The 18738-nt window shown below is 42.3% G+C and carries 13 protein-coding genes and 3 tRNA genes; 10 read left to right on the top strand and 6 right to left on the bottom strand.

The window, feature by feature from the left end; all coding sequences use genetic code 11:
• Positions 1 to 166 precede the first annotated feature (166 nt).
• A complete protein-coding gene (locus tag FE810_RS05940) occupies positions 167 to 2329 on the top strand; it encodes a winged helix-turn-helix domain-containing protein (RefSeq protein WP_138319116.1) in 2163 nt (720 codons plus the stop codon).
• Positions 2330 to 2390: 61 nt separating this feature from the next.
• Here the strand turns inward: FE810_RS05940 and FE810_RS05935 are convergent, their stop codons facing one another.
• Positions 2391 to 2756, bottom strand: coding sequence for a DUF3718 domain-containing protein (locus tag FE810_RS05935; RefSeq protein ID WP_246036927.1), 366 nt, complete (start codon positions 2754 to 2756; stop codon positions 2391 to 2393).
• Positions 2757 to 3204: 448 nt separating this feature from the next.
• Here FE810_RS05935 and FE810_RS05930 point away from each other — a divergent pair, with 448 nt between their 5' ends.
• The 4 genes from FE810_RS05930 (at position 3205) to FE810_RS05915 (ending at position 9412) form a co-directional block, all read left to right on the top strand.
• Entirely contained in the window at positions 3205 to 4266 is a 1062-nt protein-coding gene (locus FE810_RS05930; protein ID WP_370738917.1) for an isoaspartyl peptidase/L-asparaginase family protein, read from the top strand.
• A 140-nt stretch (positions 4267 to 4406) separates the two neighbouring features.
• Positions 4407 to 4856: a CBS domain-containing protein gene (locus FE810_RS05925; protein ID WP_138319115.1), complete on the top strand. Its 450-nt coding sequence runs from the start codon at positions 4407 to 4409 to the stop codon at positions 4854 to 4856.
• Between the two features lie 131 nt (positions 4857 to 4987).
• The gene (hrpA, locus tag FE810_RS05920; protein ID WP_246036925.1) at positions 4988 to 8908 is read left to right on the top strand and encodes an ATP-dependent RNA helicase HrpA; all 3921 of its coding nucleotides are present in this window, start codon (positions 4988 to 4990) and stop codon (positions 8906 to 8908) included.
• Positions 8909 to 9010: 102 nt separating this feature from the next.
• Positions 9011 to 9412 (top strand): PilZ domain-containing protein, encoded by a 402-nt coding sequence (locus FE810_RS05915; RefSeq protein WP_138319114.1) that lies wholly within the window; start codon positions 9011 to 9013, stop codon positions 9410 to 9412.
• Between the two features lie 14 nt (positions 9413 to 9426).
• Here the strand turns inward: FE810_RS05915 and FE810_RS05910 are convergent, their stop codons facing one another.
• Positions 9427 to 10620, bottom strand: coding sequence for a class I SAM-dependent rRNA methyltransferase (locus FE810_RS05910; protein ID WP_138319113.1), 1194 nt, complete (start codon positions 10618 to 10620; stop codon positions 9427 to 9429).
• A gap of 172 nt (positions 10621 to 10792) precedes the next feature.
• Between FE810_RS05910 and FE810_RS05905 the strand changes: the two genes are divergently transcribed.
• Positions 10793 to 11062 carry an acylphosphatase gene (locus FE810_RS05905; RefSeq protein ID WP_138319112.1) on the top strand — a complete coding sequence of 90 codons (270 nt, stop codon included), beginning with the start codon at positions 10793 to 10795 and terminating at the stop codon, positions 11060 to 11062.
• 119 nt (positions 11063 to 11181) lie between these two features.
• Here the strand turns inward: FE810_RS05905 and FE810_RS05900 are convergent, their stop codons facing one another.
• The 4 genes from FE810_RS05900 to FE810_RS05885 all read right to left on the bottom strand — a co-directional run bounded on the left by FE810_RS05900 (position 11182) and on the right by FE810_RS05885 (position 12383).
• Positions 11182 to 11394 carry a DUF1653 domain-containing protein gene (locus FE810_RS05900; RefSeq protein WP_138319111.1) on the bottom strand — a complete coding sequence of 71 codons (213 nt, stop codon included), beginning with the start codon at positions 11392 to 11394 and terminating at the stop codon, positions 11182 to 11184.
• A gap of 162 nt (positions 11395 to 11556) precedes the next feature.
• Positions 11557 to 11633 (bottom strand) — tRNA-Met (locus tag FE810_RS05895).
• Between the two features lie 258 nt (positions 11634 to 11891).
• Positions 11892 to 11968: transfer RNA gene (locus FE810_RS05890), tRNA-Met, on the bottom strand.
• A gap of 338 nt (positions 11969 to 12306) precedes the next feature.
• Positions 12307 to 12383, bottom strand: a tRNA-Met gene (locus tag FE810_RS05885).
• A 238-nt stretch (positions 12384 to 12621) separates the two neighbouring features.
• Here FE810_RS05885 and rlmKL point away from each other — a divergent pair.
• Genes rlmKL through FE810_RS05865 form a run of 4 tightly spaced genes read left to right on the top strand, consistent with a single transcriptional unit; the run spans position 12622 to position 18686 of the window.
• Positions 12622 to 14748 (top strand): bifunctional 23S rRNA (guanine(2069)-N(7))-methyltransferase RlmK/23S rRNA (guanine(2445)-N(2))-methyltransferase RlmL, encoded by a 2127-nt coding sequence (rlmKL, locus tag FE810_RS05880; RefSeq protein WP_138319110.1) that lies wholly within the window; start codon positions 12622 to 12624, stop codon positions 14746 to 14748.
• Positions 14749 to 14753: 5 nt separating this feature from the next.
• On the top strand, positions 14754 to 14999 hold the full coding sequence (locus FE810_RS05875) for a glutaredoxin family protein (RefSeq protein ID WP_138319109.1): 246 nt from the start codon (positions 14754 to 14756) through the stop codon (positions 14997 to 14999).
• Positions 14986 to 16890 (top strand): ATP-binding cassette ATPase Uup, encoded by a 1905-nt coding sequence (gene uup / locus FE810_RS05870; RefSeq protein WP_138319108.1) that lies wholly within the window; start codon positions 14986 to 14988, stop codon positions 16888 to 16890. The genes FE810_RS05875 and uup overlap by 14 nt, the downstream gene beginning before the upstream one ends.
• Positions 16890 to 18686 carry a DUF3466 family protein gene (locus tag FE810_RS05865; protein WP_138319107.1) on the top strand — a complete coding sequence of 599 codons (1797 nt, stop codon included), beginning with the start codon at positions 16890 to 16892 and terminating at the stop codon, positions 18684 to 18686. Before uup ends, FE810_RS05865 begins: the two co-directional genes overlap by 1 nt.
• The last annotated feature ends 52 nt before the right edge of the window (positions 18687 to 18738 follow it).

Genomic DNA, 18738 nt, shown 5'->3' with positions numbered 1-18738 from the left:
GTTTCAAAAAATGGGTGGCTTGAGCCGATTATGATTGCTTCACTCTAGCAATTTCTTCACTACACTTAATTGAACAAAATTCAGTAAAACCTTGGTCTGTTAATTCAAGCAGGGCAACTCTAAACCGTTTTGGGTAATCCATTCCCGTATAGTCAGAGGGCGTTTTATGGCCAGTATTTCCTATCTTTTAGACGACTGGGTAGTATATCCCGAGAAGTCGTTGATCGAAAAAGATGGGGAGGTGATCCACCTTGAACCAAAAGTTATGGAGGTTTTAGTTTATTTGCTGGAAAATTGCAATCGCGTAGTATCGAGAGAAGAATTAAATGAAAAAGTATGGAAATCTCGCTATACCTCAGATGATGTGATTACCAGAGCGATATCGGTATTACGCAAAAAATTACACGATCAGGGTAAAGTACACCAATACATTAAAACCATTCCCAAACACGGCTATCTGCTCGATTATACGCCTTCGAGAAATGAACAGCATTTACCGTCTTTAGATGAACCGCCAGCCGACTTTATTACCGTCAAATTTAAAAAGCTTTATGTTTTTATTGGTCTATTGGCTCTGATATTGACCAGCTTGGCTTGGTTTATTTTTCATGACCAAGGTTCTAGAACCGATCCAGTTAAACTTAGGATCGATAATTTTACTGCCAGCGACAATCTTGATGAAAGCATTTTAGTCGCGAAATCTTTAACCCAGCAATTAATCACCACCTTAGGCAATTCTGAGCATGTTCAGGTAAGTTTAAATAATCAGTTTATTGATGCTGAAGCGGTAAATTTTGACTATTTTGTTGGCGGTGCGGTGCGTCGTATTAATCAGGATTTTCAGGTCAGTGTCCATTTCGCTAATGCCAAAGAAGGTGAAGTGATTTGGAGTCAAACCTTTGCCGGTAATGTAGCCGACTGGCACCTATTAGTGAATAGTGTTGCTAATACACTGGACTATTTTATTGAGGTGGTAGATCGCGATGGTCTGGATCTGGATGAGATGTCCATTGAAAGTATGCAAACTGCTTTGCTTATCCACCAGGCCAGGCAACTACGAATGGTTAGTAGTCAAGAAAATTACCTGCTTGCGATCCAGCTTCTTGAAAATGGTGTACGGACGTATCCTCAGTCAGAGCAATTGCCCGTAGAACTGGGGATTGCGTATTATCGAGCCGCAATATTTTTCGATAACCCCGAGTATTTTGTCAAAATGCGCAGCCTTTGGGGCAATGGAAAACAAGACGATATTCGCCTCGAAATGGCATTTGTTCAAGGACTGTATCGACACGCCAATGGTGAATTGACCTTGGAGCAAGTCATCCAAGTCGCGGAACAATCTGCCAGCAGTATGGCGTCTCAGCCAGAATATCACAGCTATCTAGCGTCTTTTTATATGAAGAATGAACAATACCGAAAAGCGCAACGACATTTACAACAAGCGCTTAAACTTGCTCCGGGTTTTTCCGTTGCGACATTCTACTATGCGAAGTTACAAAGCATAATGGGACAAAATCAATCTGCCATTGATACCTTAACCACTTATCTAAATTTCAATGGACAAGATTATAGTGCCAGATACCTTCTTGCCTGGTTACTTGTTGAAACAGGGCGATTTTCAGAAGCAATTAATTTCCTTAATCAAAGCGTGATTAAGGATGACAGTAAAGAACTCAAGGTATTGCTCGCACAAAGCTATTTCTATTTGGATATGCCGTTAGTGGCAAAACAACACTATCAACAATTGCTAAGGCAATCGGATGCGATAACCAGTGCGCAGATTGAATGTCAATTAGCAATTGTCCTTAATCAGGGTGGGGAAGCAGCGTGTGTGTTGGCAAATTCGCCGCACACAGCGCTAATTTTTGGGCGCTATCAGATGCTCCTGGGAAATAATAAACAGGCTTTAGAAATTTATCAGCAGTTCTTTTCTGGTCAACAACCTTCACAAACCACAATGAGACTGATGGACTGGGTGGATTACGTTTGGTTACTGTTCAAAACTGGCGACGTTGATAAGGCGCAAGGTTTTGCTCGTCAACTTTTAGAGAATACTTCGGAACAACAGATCATTGGGTATGACGGTAAAGGGGTGAGCGATGTGGTTTTATTGCTTGTTCTGCAGGATGTTGATGCAGCAATTGCTGCATTTGATAATGCGATTGCAGAAGGTTGGCTACATTTGCATAAATGGCAGTATGGCGGTGTTCATCCAGCGTTAGCAACGATTAAATCGAAAAAACGCTATCAGGAAGGCGTCGCATACATAGAACAATTATTGGAAAGACAAAAGCAACAGTTGCTAACAAAGAAAAGCAACAACCCTTAGGCTGCTGCTTAATTTTCTTCTATCCTATTCATTCTCAATCCTAATCCGCTTTCAATCGAGATTAATAATTCACGTGGATTTTGTCTTGAGATTGCAATGCGACATCTTCAATGCTGACATCTTCTAAGCTTTCATTCAGACGTTCCGCGGTTCTGTAGGCACCGTGAGTCGCTGCAAAATCGGGAATATTCTCACCATTACATACAACCTTTAAAGCAACCGTTTGGGTTTTTAAACGATACTCCTTCATGGTTTTGTTAAAGCGTACCAGGTTATTAGATTCTGCAGAACGACATACGTCAATTAATGCGGTTTCCATATAAGAAGACATAGCATCGGCTGAAGCTGTAGTCGGTGCGATTGCCAGGCCACAAACTGCCACGACTGCGGCCATTGTTGCTGGCACTTTAAGTGATAATTTATTCATCTGTTGTTACCTCAATTAGCAGTTAACCAAGCGTTCTTACTTGATGTGTCGTGCTTTCGACTCTTTAAGTTAAGGATATTTGCCTATAAAAAACCTGAGGAAAAGCTGAGGAATGTCTGTTTTATATCTCTATGAAAGGCGAGTTATCAATGAGTTAGAGTTTAAATTATGAAAGTTCTTAGGAAATAGCGAGGATCGACAAGGTTTACCCCTTAACGACAAGTCTCTCATTAACCTGGGTTTAACACATTGCATAAATATGCTAGTTTGATGCAATATAGAATTTGCAGTTTGTCGTTCTTTGACGTTCGACAATTAGCAGAACTTATTGGCTGAAAACGTTGTCCGTGAACGGTTGATAGTTCGATAGATTTGCAACAATACGCTGGGGCTTGGAATAATTCGATATTCCGCCCCCGAATTAAAGCCATAACAAGAGTTGTTTGTCATGTTTCGAAAAGTTATTTCTCCCATGTTTTTCACTTTATCTTCTGCTTCATTATCAATAATTATGGGATTGTGCTTTGCGCATGCCGCAAATTCTGAGCCAACAACGCCATTTGCCATTGCCATTCATGGCGGCGCCGGAACCATTGACAAAGGTAATTTCACACCTGATCAGGAAGCTGCTTATCGAGCCAAACTCAAAGAAGCCATTGATCGTGGTTACTTGGTTTTAGAAAAAGGCGGTAACAGCACCGACGCAGTCATTGCTGCGATCCAAATTCTCGAAGCGAGCGAGTTTTTTAATGCGGGTATTGGTTCCGTGTATACCTATGATGGAGAGCACGAACTTGATGCTTCGATTATGGATGGTGAAACGTTGGACGCCGGAGCCGTTTCCGGAGTGAAACATGTTGCCAGTCCAATTGCATTGGCGCGCGCCGTGAAAGATCATTCACCGCATGTGATGTTAAGTGGAGTCGGTGCGGAAGAATTTGCCAAACAACAAGAATTACCCATGGTAGAAAATCATTATTTTGACACCCCACATCGAAAGCTGCAATTGGATAAGGCAAAACAAAAACTGCGCCAATCTGAGCAGATATCGGACATGAAATCGGCATATAACGCTCTGGATAGCAATTTCAAATATGGTACCGTTGGCGCGGTAGCGGTAGATAAATATGGTAATCTGGCGGCGGGTACGTCCACCGGAGGCATGACTGCAAAACGTTTTGGACGGGTTGGCGATGCACCCATTATCGGTGCTGGGACTTATGCCAACAATCAATCTTGTGCAGTGTCAGCGACAGGTCACGGTGAGTATTTTATCCGTTATCATGTGGCAGCGGATATCTGTGCACGTATGCAGTACCAAAATATTCCTTTGCAACAGGCCGCTGAAACCGTAGTCAATCAAGTATTGGTAGATGCTGGTGGGAGTGGTGGAGTTATCGCGATGGATGTCAAAGGCAATATTTCAATGCCATTTAATTCTAAAGGTATGTACCGAGGTTATCGAAAACAAGGTGAAGCGACTTACGTGGCAATTTTTGCATCGGAGTAGTGTTTTGCCTGAGCGCGATTATGTGCGCGACTACGTGCGTGATTAAGTAGATGGCTGGATTGCCAATTTTGTGATTTTTCAGCTAACCTTAACGTTATAGAAGACAACGAGTTTTCTCGTTTACGCAATAGGGCAAAGCGATGGAATCACTTCAAGTTAAAGATTACATGAATTTGTATCCGGTCACATTTACTGCTGACATGGCGGTAGAAGAGGCGTCTCTTCGGTTCTTGAAAACAAAGCAAATCGGTGGTCCTGTTATTGATAACAATGGACAATTGATTGGATTTTTATCGGAATCCGATGTACTGGCCAAGATGCTGCAAACGAGTTATTACGCGGAGCACATGGCCGATGTTAGCGAATTGATGCGAACCGAAGTTCTGACGATGAAACCTTATACGAGCATCGTCGAATTAGCGCAGACCATGCTTTTGCAAAAGCCCAAGGTGTATCCTGTCACCGATGACGATGGCAATCTGTTAGGTACGATTTCACGTAATGACGTTCTTAGAGCCATAGATTTGCATATTCGTTCCAGTTTCCATGAATCAACCTGGCAGCCCAAAGAAAACCAAATTCAACGCTAGATTGTCAGACACTACAAAACTTATCACCCAGCAACGCATTGGTTTTTGGTGTCTTGTTGTACTGATTTTACTTTTTTGAAGTGGTAAGATAACGCAACTTTTTTGTCTTTCTGTTCAGGTTTTTTATCTCCGTGTCATCCCCAACCGCCACTGACTGTTACGCTTTGCTTAACCAAACCCGCCTATGTGATAAATTTTTGCTTAAGCGCCGCTTGCAGGGCATCAATAAAATCACCAATGACGATAAACAACAAAAAGCGCTAGTAAAAATCGACCAGGCGATTTCTGAGTCGATAGCGATGAAGCAGCGTCTAATTGCGCAGCGCCCAAAGGTGACGTACCCCAACGGCCTTCCCGTCAGTGAACACGTTGATGAAATCAAACAAGCAATTGCCAATAACCCTGTTGTAATTATCGCCGGCGAAACGGGCTCAGGTAAAACCACCCAAATTCCTAAGATATGCTTAGAGCTAGGGCGCGGTGTCGAAGGGATGATTGGACATACCCAACCAAGGAGGATTGCGGCGAGAACCGTTGCCAATCGTATTGCCGAGGAACTGCAATCTAAGCTTGGTGATGTGGTCGGTTATAAAGTTCGATTTACCGATCAAGTGAGTGATCGCAGTTATATTAAATTAATGACCGATGGTATTTTGTTGGCGGAAATGCAAAAAGATCGATTATTACGTCAATATGACACCATCATTATCGATGAAGCCCATGAGCGTAGCTTAAACATTGATTTTATTCTCGGTTATCTCAAACAAGTATTGGCAAAACGTCCCGATTTAAAAGTCATTATTACCTCCGCGACGATTGACCCGGTCAGGTTTTCAAAACACTTTGATAATGCACCAGTCATTGAAGTTTCAGGTCGCACGTATCCGGTAGATATTCACTACCAACCACTGTCTGAGCAATACGATTACATTGGTGGCATTATTCGCGCTGTCGAAGACTTACAGCAACTGCCACCGGGCGATATTCTGGTATTTTTAAACGGTGAACGAGAAATTCGCGACGCCGCTGCGGCCCTGGAAAAAGAGCAATTTCGCGACACCAATATTCTGCCGTTATTTTCGCGGTTAACCGTTGCCGAGCAAAACAAAATATTTGCGCCCCATCGTGGTACCAACGTCGTGCTTTCTACGAATGTCGCAGAGACGTCTTTGACGGTACCTGGCATACGTTATGTTATCGATACGGGCACCGCAAGGATATCTCGCTACAGTTATCGAACCAAAGTCCAACGATTGCCGATTGAACCGATTTCCCAGGCAAGCGCAAATCAACGCTCTGGACGCTGTGGTCGTGTTGCTAAAGGCGTTTGTATTCGATTGTATTCAGAAGAAGATTTTCTGTCTCGCCCTGAATTTACCGACCCAGAAATATTAAGAACTAATTTGGCTACGGTGATTTTGCAAATGTTGGCGCTTGATTTAGGCAGTATTGCCGATTTTCCATTTGTACAACCACCGGATCAACGCAATATTAATGACGGCATGCGTTTGTTACTGGAATTAAATGCCGTTAAAGAGTCCAAATCCGGTCCGGTAAAATTAACGCCTGAAGGACGTAATCTCGCGCGTCTGCCAATTGATCCTCGTCTGGCGAAAATGCTGATGACCGCCAGTGAATTTGGCTGTGGCCAGGAGTTAGCGATTATTACCGCAGGGCTGACAATTCAGGACCCGCGTGAGCGACCGATGGAAAAACAACAAGCGGCAGACCAGTTTCATAACCGCTTTAAAGACAAAACATCGGATTTTATCAGCCTGTTAAATCTCTGGGTTTATATCCAACAACAGCAAAAAAGTCTGAGCAACAATCAGTTTCGAAACATGTGTAAAAAACAGTACCTGTCCTATTTGCGCATCCGTGAGTGGCAGGACATCGTTTCCCAGCTCCGTTTGAGTTGTAAAGAGCAGGGCATTGTGTTGTCACAATTCACACCTTCAGTAAAAATTGCCGATGATAGTGGACAACTCACTCTCGAGATTGGCAATCATGACTCAATTCACCAGGCGATATTGTCTGGTTTGCTAAGTCATCTTGGTAACCTTGATGAAAATAGAGAATACATAGGCGCGCGTAATTCTCGTTTTTCCATTTTTCCCGGTTCTGGATTAGCAAAGAAAACACCGAAATGGGTTATGGCAGCGGAACTTGTTGAAACCAGTCGTTTGTTTGCGAGATTTTGTGCCCGAATTGATGTTGACTGGGTTGAACCCTTAGCAAAACATTTGGTAAAACGAACGTATCTCGAGCCTCATTGGGAGAAAAAGCAAGGTGCCGTGATGGCATTTGAACAGGTGAGTTTGTACGGCTTAGTGATTGTCGCCAAGCGCAAAGTGAACTACAGCAAAGTTGATCCACAAACCTGTCGACTACTGTTTGCCAGGCACGCACTAGTGTTAGGTGAAAGCTCGATTAACGAAGGTTTTTTGGCCAAAAATAGAAAGATGATTGAAGAAATCATCGATATGGAAGATAAGTCGCGTCGACGCGAATTTCTTGTAGATGAAGAGCAATTGGTGGACTTTTACTTACAAAAGCTGCCAGAAGCCATTTGCGATCAGGCAAGTTTTCTAAATTGGTGGAAAAAAACGAAGCGGCAAACGCCTGAACTACTCACTATGAGTAAACAAGATGCGCTGCAAGATGATCGGGATGATATTAATGTTCAGGATTACCCAACTATTTGGCGTCAGGAAAACTTGAGTTTGCCGATAAGCTACCATTTTGATCCAGGTAGCATTGATGATGGCGTGACTATCAATATCCCAATCTCAGTACTGAATCAAATACAGGATGTTGATTTTGATTGGTTGATACCGGCTTTACGCTTGGAAAAAATTACTGCCCTTCTCAGGGGATTGCCGAAACAAGTAAGAAAGAATTTTGTACCGGCACCCAATTATGCTCAGGCATGTTTTAACGCGATATCCCCAGGTGAATTGTCGTTAACACAAGCAATGGCCAAACAGCTATTGAAAATGAGTGGAATGCGCATTGAACCTGAGTTATGGAATGATAGTGAATTGGCAGCACATTTAAAAATGAATTTTAAAGTGGTCAATGAAAAAGGCAAGTTGCTGGGACAAAGTCGAGATATTGTGCAATTAAAGGAGCAATTGCAATCTCAAGTGAAAAAATCGATAAAAGCGGTTGCCGATAAAGGGATAGAAAAACAGCACCTTACAGACTGGAGTTTTGGTCGCTTACCGAAAAGTTATCAAAAGAATACGGCGAATATTACTATTCAGGCTTTTCCTGCGTTAGTCGATCAGGGCAAAGACGTTTCCATAGAACTTTTCGAGACCGAGCAACAAGCGACGGAAAGTATGATTAAAGGCGTCACGCGATTGGTGTTATTAAGTATTCCTTCACCCATTAAATACTTAGAACAAAAACTGCCTAATAAATCCAAGTTAGGGCTTTATTTTAATCCCTTCGGCAAAATTTCCGACCTTTTAGTCGATTGCATTCACGCCAGCGCGCGGTCGATAATCTCGAAGCAAGGTGAGCTACCTTATGATGAAACTCGTTTTTCAGAAACAAGAGACAAGGTAAGGGCCGACATTTCAGATACGGTTTTGCATAGTGCGATTAAGCTTGAACAGATTTTGTCTTTGCATCATCAAATCCAAAAACAGCTTAAGGGAAACCTAGGGTTCGCGGCGATTCAATCCCACGGTGATATTAAAGAGCAGTTAGCTCAGTTGGTTTTTAAAGGTTTTGTGACGGATTGTGGCATCGATAAATTAGATGATGTTCTTCGCTACCTCAAAGGTATCATACGACGTTTGGAAAAATTGCCGATAGATCCTAACCAAGATCGATTGAAAATGTTGGAAGTAGAAAAATCGCAAGCGATGGTGAAAAATTTGCTTGAGCAAAGTCGCAATGGAGCATCGGAAGTCGATATTCACCAACTCAAGTGGATGGTAGAAGAGTTTAGGATTTCTCTGTTTGCACAAAATCTTGGTACTGCTTATCCGATTTCCTTAAAAAGAATTAAAAATCATATCGCAGAACTAAACCGCAGCTAAGTAAGAGCTAAACAACAATTAATTCCTGGCAAGCTATAGACTGCGCGGACAGCGGTTTTGGTTAGGGTTACGATTGAATCTGTTTAGTTGTAAGAGTTTCGCGTGAAGTTTTTGACAAAAGATCTGAACCTACCTATAACAAAGGAGAAAGTTATCGGTTATGTTTCCGGTAATGAAGTCTACAACAAGGACTATGGCGTGAGTGCAATCCAGGAAAAAAGAGCAAACTATCGAAATCTGCTCAACAAACCGATTCAATTGATTCTTGATGATGAAGAAGATGCGGTGAAAGTGCAGGGCACTTGTGTGGATGTCAGTGATGGTGGCATGGCCGTTGAATTAATGCATCCGGTGGCCACAGGGACTTTGATCCGAGTTGAAAACGAGTTTGATTTACAAAGTGAATTAGCCGTTTGCCTCGAGCAAGGTAAAGTGATTCGCTGCCAAACGCAGCCAGATGAACGATACCTGCTCGCAATTAGTTGGTTACAAGACGATTTTTAGTCACCCGAAACCGGTTAATCCATATAACAAACCAGACCTTTCAAATAATACCCTTCCGGAAAGTTGGTAGCTATGGGGTGATCACTCGCCTGTTGCAACCTTTCAATGATCCTTGCCTGACGTTTTGCATCTAGGGCTGCATCCGCGACCACCTTTTGAAATAGGTTCGCTTCCATTAGCCCAGAGCAGGAAAATGTCAGGAGAATGCCATTAGGGTTGAGTAACTGCATCGCTAACATATTGATATCTTTGTACCCTCTACAAGCACCATTGAGTTGTGCTTTGGATTCCGCAAATTTTGGCGGGTCGAGAATTATCATATCAAAACGCGTACCTTGCTCTCGATATTTGCGCAGTAATTTGAAAACGTCCGCTTGAACATGATCTACGACTTCCTCAGAAATTCCATTAAGTCGAAGATTTTCTTTACTAAGCTCGATTGCAGTTTCGGAAACGTCGACATTGGTGACCTTTTTGGCCCCCTGTTTAGCGCAATGTAATGAAAATGTCCCTGTATAGGAAAAACAGTTTAATATGGTTTTATCTTTTGCGTACCGACCTGCAGCAATCCGTGAATCGCGTTGATCAAGGTAAAAGCCGGTTTTATGGCCGGTGTCGACATTCACTTGAATTTGTACGTCGTGTTCGGTAATGGTGGCGATGGACGATTCATCCGCGGGAGATTTTATCCAACCGCGAGTAAGCTCTAATCCTTCCTTCTTTCGAACCTCTACATCACTGCGATCATAAATACTGTGTGTAGGAAAAAGAGTTTCCAGAGCTTTTAATATTAAGTGACGGTTAAACTCTGCACCGGCACTAAGTAATTGGCAACTAATAATAGAATCATAGATATCAATTGTAACTCCGGGTAATCCGTCAGATTCACCGGCAATTAATCGATATCCAGTCAGGTTAGCGGCTTTGATCGTATGTTGTCTAAGTTGTAACGCTGACGTCATTTTATCGAGGAAGAATTGATCATTTACCTCCTCCTTCTGAATAAAGCTCCAGACTCGGATTCTTATTTGTGAATCCGGTGAAAAAGCGCCTTTTGCCAGCCATTTACCTTGGCTATCAAACACATCGACTGTCTCTCCAGAGATAGGTTTTCCGATCACTTTCTTAATTGCTTTGGAAAATATCCACGGGTGACGACGTAAAAGCGATTTTTCTCTTCCTGGGTTTAACAAAACTCGTGCAGACATACTATATTCTTAAATGAGTAAAAGAGTACTGATTGTAAGCAATGGTAGCTAGCTAAACAATGAATTATGCCAATCGACTTTACGAAATAATCTTTAAGAATGGTTTATTTCTAGAATCGAATTGGTAATCGGACGCAATCGGACGAAAATAACAAATAACTAAGGTACAGATATGAAAGTTTGCTATATAGCGACCGTAACGGGCCTTGTTCAAGGCGTTTATTTTCGAGCAGCCGCCCAAAATATGGCCATAGACTTAGGACTTAGTGGCTACGCACATAATCAGGAAGATGGCAGCTTGGAAGTGATGGTGTGTGGGCCCGAAGAAAACGCTCAAAAAATGCTTGCGTGGTTAGAGCAAGGACCGGAGGAAGCAGAAGTTGAAAGTGTAGAGGCCGAATCTACGCATGCCAGGGATATCAATCATTTTTCGATTGGTTAATATTAGAAAATGCCGAAGCACCAGCTTTGGCATTTTAGTATCTATCGAAAATCTAATCTAGCGCTTGGTTTGTCGAGGGCTTGTTCTGGACAGTCTGGAATGAGACGGCCTAGTGTCGCTTAATCGTCGACTTTTACAAACCGGGGTTGCTCTAAACCTTCGTTCTCAACTTTTTCAATAAACATTGAAAGAGGTCGGATCCACACACTCATATCACCGTATAGCGTCTTGTAAACAACAAATTCTTCTTCTGTTTCACTATGCTTGGCTACATGCAGAACTTGATAAAAGGGCCCTTTGTAATGTTGATATTTTCCGATGGGGATAGACATGGGAATGTTCCTAAATTTCAAAGACTAGAACTTTGTCAGACAATTGAGATTTACACAAGTTGAAACAAGGGTTTTTGATAAAAGCTTTAAGGATGATCGATTGGCAAATGGGAATATTACGCTTACTTGCGCATTTCGAATGATTTTTTTGTTTAAGAAGGTTGGTTGCGGGAGCCAGATTTGAACTGACGACCTTCGGGTTATGAGCCCGACGAGCTACCAGGCTGCTCCATCCCGCGTCCGAATGACCTACTATTATCGTAGGAAAGCCTCAAATTGTTTTGATTCTATTTGAAAAGAATTGGTTTCGGGAGCCCTGATTTTGTATTAGCGAACTGACGAGTCAGTTGTTTAATACGCTTACTCAGAATTCCTGCTCTTTCTTTATTAAAAGAAAGTTGGTTGTGGGAGCCCTGATTTTTGTATTAGTGAACTGACGAGTCAGTGGCATAATACGCTTACTCAGAATTCCTACGCTTTCTTTATTAGAAGAAAGTTGGTTGCGGGAGCCAGATTTGAACTGACGACCTTCGGGTTATGAGCCCGACGAGCTACCAGGCTGCTCCATCCCGCGCCTGTGTTACGTTTTCAGTATACTAATTTTCTTTATAAAAGAACATTAGTTGTAAGAGATCTGATTTTGCATTAGCGAACTGACGAGTCAGTTGTTTAATACGCTTACTCAGAATTCCTACACTCTCTATATTATAAGAAAGTTGGTTGCGGGAGCCCTGATTTTTGTATTAGCGAACTGACGAGTCAGTTGCTTAATACGCTTACTCAGAATTCCTACACTCTCTATATTATAAGAAAGTTGGTTGCGGGAGCCCTGATTTTGTATTAGCGAACTGACGAGTCAGTTGTTTAATACGCTTACTCAGAATTCCTACACTATCTTCAATTCAAGAGAATTGGTTGCGGGAGCCAGATTTGAACTGACGACCTTCGGGTTATGAGCCCGACGAGCTACCAGGCTGCTCCATCCCGCGCCTGAAATCGAAGCGTACTATAAGGATTGCCCACGGACAATGCAAGCGATAAACACACAAATATTATAACAAAGTGTAATCTTGAGCGATTAACACACAAGCTGACGCTTTATTGTCCGAATTGCTATTCTTATTCATAAGTTATGATTAACTTTGTCTCTTTTATTAGCAATTCATTCAGGACAAAAACACTGTCTTTGTTTATAATCCACGCCATTGAACTCCCGCGACAGATATTATGCAAAATTTTTTAGCGTTAACCTCCTTTGGAATCGAACCCTTACTTGCTGAGGAAATCACTGCCCTTGGCGGCCAACAGGTTGTGCAAAAACCTGAAGGTGTTTATTTTCAGACAGAATTTGAAACCGCGTATCGAATTGTTTTAAAAACTCGATTGGCAAGTCGTGTTTTATTGCAACTATCTGAACCTGCAGGGGTGCAGTCAAAAGAAGACTTATATAATGCAGCATTGGATATTGTCTGGCCTGAACAGTTTGATAGTGATGCGTTATTTGCCGTTGACTTTGTCGGTAAGAACCAGGCAATTAGGGATTCTCAATTTGGTGCACTTACCGTTAAAGATGCGATTGTTGATCGATTTCGAGATGCGGGTTTAGAACGACCTAATGTAGAAAAATCTCGTCCAGACATTCGCATTCAGGCACGCCTTATCAAGAATCAGGTACATTTTTACCTGGATTTTTCAGGACGCTCTCTATTTAACCGAGGGTATCGCGAACATACTGGTGCCGCTCCGATGAAAGAGAACCTGGCTGCAGCATTGATTCTTCGCAGTGGTTGGTTAGAAGACACTAGTAAGCCTTTGGTTGACCCTATGTGTGGGTCAGGTACGATTTTGCTGGAAGCCATCGCAATGGCAGCAGATCTTGCTCCAGGGGTTAACCGAGAACAATGGGGCTTTGAATACTGGCATGGACATCAAGCCCAGTTATGGCAATCCATTCTCGCGGAAGAAGAATCACGAAATGCGCAACAGTTTAGCAAATTAACCAGCAAAGTTTATGGCTTTGATATGGATGCGCGGGTGTTGAAAACCGCAAAAGCTAACGCGCGTAACGCCGGCTTTTCCGATCACATTGAGTTTAAACTCGGCAATGCGGAAGACTTACAGAATCCATTTAACTCTACGGGTCATATCGTTTTTAATCCTCCTTATGGTGAGCGTATTGGTTCTCTACCGGAGTTAGTTGCAACGTTTACGAAACTTGGTCAACAAATCAAAAAAGAGTTTGTTGATTGGAAGATGGCCATTATTAGTGGCAACCCTGAAACGTTAAAGTTATTAAAGTTGGCGAGCCATAAGCGCTATAAGTTTAAGAACGGGCCTCTCGATTGTATTTTTGCTCTTTACGAAATTAGCACCGAGCAAGCAGAGCGGGGGGCTGGTGCAGCTATCGATACGAGCCAACCAAGTGCCTTTGCAAACCGACTTAAAAAGAACCTGAAAGGTTTGAAGGGCTGGCTGAAGCAAAATGCGATCAATTGCTATCGCGTTTATGATGCCGATATTCCTGAATATAACGTCGCCGTCGATGTTTATGACGATCATATTGTCATTCAGGAATACGCGGCACCTAAGAACATTGAAGAATCCAAAACTGCAGCCAGATTACAAGAAGTTATTTTTTGGGCACCACAAGTGCTTAATGTTGTACCTGAGAAAGTGTCATTAAAAACTCGGGAAAAGAAAAAAGGCAAGAATCAGTATCAAAGCTTAGGTAAAACCGACCGCTCTATGGTGGTTCAGGAATATGATGCTCGATTGAAAGTCAATCTTTGGGATTACCTGGATACGGGATTGTTTCTCGATCACCGTAAAACACGACAACTGGTTGCCAAAAAAGCGTCAGGGAAAAGCCTGTTGAACTTATTTGCTTATACCGGTTCGGTATCCGTTCAGGCGGCAATAGGTGGAGCGGAGCAGGTCACAACTGTCGATATGTCTCATACTTACCTTGATTGGGCGCAGGATAATTTTGAGCTTAATGGTTTGCGCTCGCATAAATACCGCTTTGAACAATCGGATTGCCTGCAATGGCTAGAAAAGAACCAAAGCAAGTTTGATCTTGTATTTATTGATCCTCCTACGTTCTCAAACTCTAAACGCATGGATAAAACGTTTGATGTGCAAAGGGACCACGTCGAACTCCTCAGTATGGGAATGAAAGCGGTCGCTGAGGGTGGAGAACTTATTTTCACCAACAATAAGCGTCATTTTAAAATGGATCATGAAGCGCTTGCGGCGCTAGGATTTAAGGCCGACGAACTTACTGAGAAAACGCGAGATATGGACTTTAAACGAAATAAACATATTCACAATAGTTGGATCGTTACCCGTAGATAAACCCGATGAATAAAATTTATTTGTATGGCACCGCTGGGTGCCACTTGTGTGATTTGGCGTTAGCATTGTGCAATCAGAGTGCAAGTATTGATCAAGAACAATTGGAATATCGCGATATTGTTGATGATCCTGTTTGGTTAGAAAAATTTAAAAATACGATACCGGTAATCGAAGTTCAAGGCCGAGACCAAGTATTGGGCTGGCCATTTGATCTAGAGCAGTTAAACGAGTTTATAGATGGAAATAATTAGAATAACAAATGCCGAATTAGCGTTTGGTGACGACAAAATTCTGGCCAACACTGAGCTTAGGATTAAATCTTCAGAACGGGTGTGTCTTGTAGGGCGCAATGGTGCGGGTAAATCTTCGTTATTAAAAATCATTAATCAGGATCAATTACTCGATGATGGTCAGTTGGTGTTTTCTAATGAAATAACTGTCGCGATGCTTGCCCAGGATCCGCCACAAACCTCTGAACAAAGTATTTTTGACTACGTTGCCGAAGGCTTGAAAGCCAATGGCGACTTAATTCGTGAGTATCATCAGCTCACTACGTTAGTAGCTCACGACCCATCAGAACAGAACCTTGCTCGATTAACCGATATTCAAGTGAAGCTTGAAAGGAACAACGCTTGGCAAGATGAACAACGTATCGAACAAGTATTAAGCAAACTTGCATTAAATGCTGACGACAGCGTCAATTCTTTGTCTGGTGGTTGGTTACGTAAAATTGCGTTGGCTCAGGCGCTTGTCAGGGATCCGGATGTTCTGTTGCTTGACGAACCAACCAACCACTTGGACATTGAAAGTGTACTTTGGCTGGAAACGTTTTTAAAAGGCTTCAATGGCACCATTATTTTTATTAGTCATGACCGCGCGTTTATCCGTTCTATGGCAAACCGAATTGTTGATTTAGATCGTGGCATATTAACAAGTTATCCCGGGGATTATGATAAATACCTGGAGATGAAGGAACACGACTTACAGGTCGAACAGCAACAAAATCAGTTGTTTGACAAACGTCTCGCCGAAGAAGAAACCTGGATTCGCCAGGGCATTAAAGCTCGCCGAACTCGCAATGAAGGCCGAGTCCGTGCATTAGAGAAGTTACGGGTAGAACGTAACCAACGAAGAGATGTGAAAATGCAAGGGCAAATGACGTTCGCGAAAGGGGATAATAGCGGCAAAATGGTCTTTGAAGGGGAAGGGGTTGGTGTAGCCTTCGGTGAAAAAGTTATTATTCGCGATCTCGAATTGTTAATTACCCGAGGAGAGAAGCTTGCCTTGATTGGCGCCAATGGTACTGGTAAATCAACCTTGCTTAAATTGATCACAGGGCAATTAGAAAACACCGAAGGAAAAATGCGACTTGGCGTTAATTTGGAAATTGCCTATTTTGACCAGCACCGCATGCAATTGGATGTGAATCAAACGGTACAAGATGCAGTCTCGGAAGGAAAACAGGAAATAACGGTTAACGGCCGAACACGTCATGTGTTAGGTTACTTACAGGATTTCCTATTTAGCCCAAAACGAGCCCGCACTCCAGTGCGAGCATTATCCGGGGGAGAAAGGAATCGGTTATTATTGGCGAAGTTGTTCCTCAGGCCCAGTAATTTACTCATCCTCGATGAACCGACGAATGATTTGGATATTGAAACATTAGAACTGCTGGAAATGGTCATAAACGACTATCCAGGCACGGTATTGTTGGTCAGCCATGATCGGGATTTTGTGAATAATTGTGTGAATTCATGCCTTTATTTTGATGGTAGTGGTACAATCAACCAAATTTTTGGTGGTTATTCTGATGTTGAAAAATATTTAGCAGATAAAGCGGAACAAAAGAAACAATTTGACATCAAAGCCAATACTAAAGTAAAAACGAGTTCAGTTAAAAAAACAAATACTAAGTTATCTTACAAAGATAAACGAGAATTAGACGCCTTACCCGCACTATTAGAAAAACTGGAAGGTGAGGTAGAAGCGTTACAATTGCAAATTAATAGCGCTGATTTTTTCAATCAGGACAGTACAATTACCCAGCCAATACTCGAAACATTGCAAGCGCAGGAACGTGCGTTAGAGAATGCCTATGAGCGTTGGCAAGAATTAGAAGAATTTCAAGAGAAGAGTAGTTAATGAAAACCTTATGTAAATCCTTGATCACCTTAGCGGTGACCTCTGCGTTTTTCGCTCAGCAAGCTCAGGCTGCTACCTATGAAGTGGATGATCTCGGATTAGTTGATACGGTAAAAAACACCTTTGGTATTAAACAAAATAATCTGGGTGAAGCCGTTGTTTATGGTAACAGTTCTTATAATTTTCCTGTTCAATATGACCTATTGGACGAAGATGATTTTGAAAGCATTCGCAAGCTTGCGGAGAATCAAAATGAACGTTATTTGTACGCGTATGAAATTACCGACCAACAATTTGAAGACCTAAAAGAGGGCAATCCTGATGCAAATGCATTGTGGTGGACCGTAAACTGGCTTCGAGGTCAATCCTCACAGCTTTATCAAAGTGTCGCTGAAACTTATATCTTCAAATATGATGGTGCCTTCTCGCAACCTATCACTTTGTTTGATAAACCCTTTGAAGGTACCGATGAACTAACACGTTCAACTGCAGAAACACCGTCGGGGATCACGGATAATGGTTGGATCTTTGGGCAATCTTCGGCGCCATTTCTCCCACTCGAACCATTTTTACCGGAAGATGCCGGTGATGATGAAGAGGCCGTTCAATACTGGGTACGAGATTTTGATCAACGCGGTTTTATCCGTTTTAACGACGACACCGTGGTTGAATTAACGCCTGTAGAGTCATTGTACGGTGGTATTTCACAGATATATGATGTCAACGTACATGGTCAGGTCGTAGGTAGTAGTTCTGTTGGTATCAATGAAACAGAACTCGAAGATTTGGAAACCAAATGTATTCTTGATGAAATTGACGGTGTTGTTAACGACGATAGAATAACCGATATTCCACAAGAAATTTGTATTTCCCGTGAAAAAAGTACGATTTATCAGCAACGTGCAGTTCGTTGGGAACTTGACTCTTCCGGTCAAATTGTTGGCGAGCCTGAATTGTTAGGAACCGCCGTCGATGATAACCGTCATCCGGAAGATGAACGTACATCAATCATTAGTATTGCCAATGCGATTAATGATTCAGGCATTGCGGTCGGCCTTACGGCAGCCTGGTTGGATGATGAGACAACCGATCCCGATGACGATGAACGCTATGGCTATTTCGCCGGTATTTTTAAAGGCGATCAGGTGATTGAGTTTACAGACCGCGATGATTTTTATAGAGGTTACGGCTATACAACATCGGAAGGTCTGGCGATCAATAATAACGGGATCGTAACCGGTTATGTCAATAAGCTTGTAAACGGTACTTTGCGTACTAAAGTGTATTTCGCGGATGCCAATGAAGAAGAAGTGTCAATTAACCTTATTGATGATTTCTTCCCGGGATCTGCCAGTATCGGTTTTGCGATAAATGACAATGATATTATTGTTGGAGAAGGCGAATATGAAACCTTTAATGATCGTAGTAACACCCGTCGTCGTGCAGGATTCATGTACAACATTAAAACCGATGAGTTCCATAATCTTAACGACTTATTAAGTTGTGACTCAAAGTACACCATTATTGAAGCTCGCGATATCAACAATGAAAATGAAATTGTTGCAACGGCACTTGTGAAAGAACCTTTGCGCGATGCAAAAGGCGAGTTGGTAGTTGACGATAGTGGCAACCCTATTGAAGAAGACGTATTCCGTGCCGTTTACCTTCGCCCAATAGAAGGCGAAATTGAAGACTGTGGTGAAGAAGATAATAAAGTAGAACGCAAAGGTGCAGGACTCAACCTATTGTGGTTAGCAGGCCTTGGTTTATTAACCTTATTCCGCCGCCGAAACTAGTTTTGCCTATGACCAAGGTTAGAAAACATGCCGTCAATGTCATTTACTCATT

It is taken from the genome of Thalassotalea litorea, assembly GCF_005843925.1.
Classification (GTDB): Bacteria; Pseudomonadota; Gammaproteobacteria; order Enterobacterales; family Alteromonadaceae; genus Thalassotalea_A; species Thalassotalea_A litorea_A.
This window is presented reverse-complemented; position numbering and strand designations above follow the sequence as displayed.